At 63.6% G+C, this 2049-nt stretch carries 2 protein-coding genes and 2 pseudogenes; all 4 read left to right on the forward strand.

Features of this window, described 5'->3' with window-relative positions; translation table 11 throughout:
* Positions 1 to 131: 131 nt before the first annotated feature.
* Positions 132 to 290, forward strand: a pseudogene (locus GJ633_RS18575) (nucleolar); the annotation flags it as partial.
* 99 nt (positions 291 to 389) lie between these two features.
* Positions 390 to 1049, forward strand: a complete 660-nt coding sequence (locus GJ633_RS16110) for a nucleotidyltransferase domain-containing protein (RefSeq protein WP_231741393.1) — start codon at positions 390 to 392, stop codon at positions 1047 to 1049.
* A complete protein-coding gene (locus GJ633_RS16115) occupies positions 1039 to 1524 on the forward strand; it encodes a hypothetical protein (protein ID WP_156589582.1) in 486 nt (161 codons plus the stop codon). The genes GJ633_RS16110 and GJ633_RS16115 overlap by 11 nt, the downstream gene beginning before the upstream one ends.
* Before the next feature lie 54 nt (positions 1525 to 1578).
* Positions 1579 to 2049, forward strand: a pseudogene (locus GJ633_RS16120) (nucleolar); the annotation flags it as partial.

Genomic DNA, 2049 nt, shown 5'->3' on the forward strand with positions numbered 1-2049 from the left:
GAGCGAGTGGATCCAGCGGGCGGCGCTTTTGGTACGGTTTCCGTAGCAGCGGTGAAACGCACCCATCTCGGCCCGGCACACCGGGACGCATTATACGATTTCGGCCGCAGGTCTCCGAGTATACCAACGACGCTGTCGAGTCGGGCTTTGCGGCGGACGTAGCCGACGACTACGAGAAACTCCACGAGGTCACCTACCACGCCGCCCGTGAGGCGGCCCGCGAGCGCGAGCGCGCCGACGACGCACAGCTCGTTCATCTGGTGCGGGCCATAGACGACCTAGTACGAGTCGTTTGACTGTGGTTCCCATCCGGGTCGATATCCGTCTCGAGGGTAGTCCGACAGGCAAACCTTCTTGTATATATTCCTATTAGGAATAGTATTCCCACTATGAAAGAGTCAACCACAATCGCCCTGGAGTACCCGTTTCCCGACGAACGGGTCTTCCGCTACCAGGCGATGCAAGATGCGCTCTCACGGCTGATCGAGGATCCGTATCGGGATTTCACAATCGGTGAACTCGCGGAAACGATAGACGCGAACCAGGCGACGGTCTCGAAGGCTGTGAAACTCCTCCGAGAACTCGGGACGGTCCGGACTCGACAGGAGGGTCGCAAACAGTACGTGAGCATCGACCGGGATCGCCTCACGAAGTCCGACCCTGTACTTTCCATCCCACAGTCGGAGTTCCACAAGCCGATTCGCACGTTCGTCGACAGGGTCAAAGAAGAACTAGACGCTTTGGTCGGCATCCTTCTCTTCGGTAGCGTCGCCCGTGGCGAGGCAGATCGCGCAAGCGACATCGACCTTCTCGTCATCGTCGGGGAGAACAAGACACGGGCCCGCCGTACCGTTCAATCGATCGTCAGCGACCTCGAAGAGACGAAGTTCGACGGCGACCGCTACACGTTCGAGGCGTTGGTCGAATCGTTCGACAGCGCGGAACGGATCGGCGAGCGGCTTCGCCAGCAGTTCGACGAGGGAATCACGCTCGTCGGGTCAGACGAGCTATCGGATATCCGCGCAGAGGTGTACGCGAATGGAGAATGAATCGGTCGTCGAGGCTTTGGACGCCGCCGAGCGCAGCTTCGAGCGCGCACCGGCGAACGTCGAAGACGGTCTGGACGTCGGAGACGCCGAACTAGTACAGCTTCGGCGGGCGTGTCGGCTTCTCGCCGCCGCGTCCCGTCTTCTCGACGAGGGATACTATACAGTCGTCATCGAGTCCTCTTTCGTCGCTATCGAGCGGACGATCCAGTTCCGGCTCATCCACGATGGCGCGATGTCGGGCTCCGAAGTCGTCAGCAGCCACCGGCGGCTCTACCAGCGCGGCGCGGAGGTCGGACTCTACGCCGACTCCTTCGCCGATGAACTCGCCGAGCTGTGGAACCAGAATCGGACGAAGACGTACTATCGCCTCGGTATCGCGACGGAAGAACAGGCCGAGACGATGCGGGACCTCGCCGAAGAGATGCATCGTCATCTCGTTGACGGGAGCCGCGTTCCTCACGAGTGTATCTGTTAGGCTACTGCTGGCACACCGGGACGCATATACGATTTCGGCCGCAGGTCTCCGAGTATGACCAACGACGCTGTCGAGTCGGGCTGGTTCGAGTCCGTTCCGCCCGACGATCCCGACGCCGCCCGCGACGCAATCGAAACCGGCAGCGCAGAATCCCCAGAAGACTGGCCCGCCCGAGCGGTCGAATCGGGCTTTGCGGCGGACGTAGCCGACTACTACGACACGCTCCACGAGGTCACCCGCCACGCCGCCCGCGAGGCGGCCCGCGAGCGCGAGCGCGCCGACGACGCACAGCTCGTTCACCTGGTGCGGGCCATGGACGACTGCGAACGCACCGCCAACGAGCTGGCCGAGCGGCTCGCCGAGTGGGCGGGGAGCCGGTTCGACGAGGTCGCGCCCGGGATCGAGGGGGCCCGCGCGGTCGCCGACAGGGAGCCGGACGGCGAGACGGATCGGCGGGTCGTGTCGCTCGCGGAGCGCGTGGTCGATCTGGGGGCCGAGCGCGACGCGCTCGCGGCGGCGATCGAC

The organism is Halorubrum sp. CBA1125 (assembly GCF_009742825.1).
Lineage (GTDB): Archaea > Halobacteriota > Halobacteria > Halobacteriales > Haloferacaceae > Halorubrum.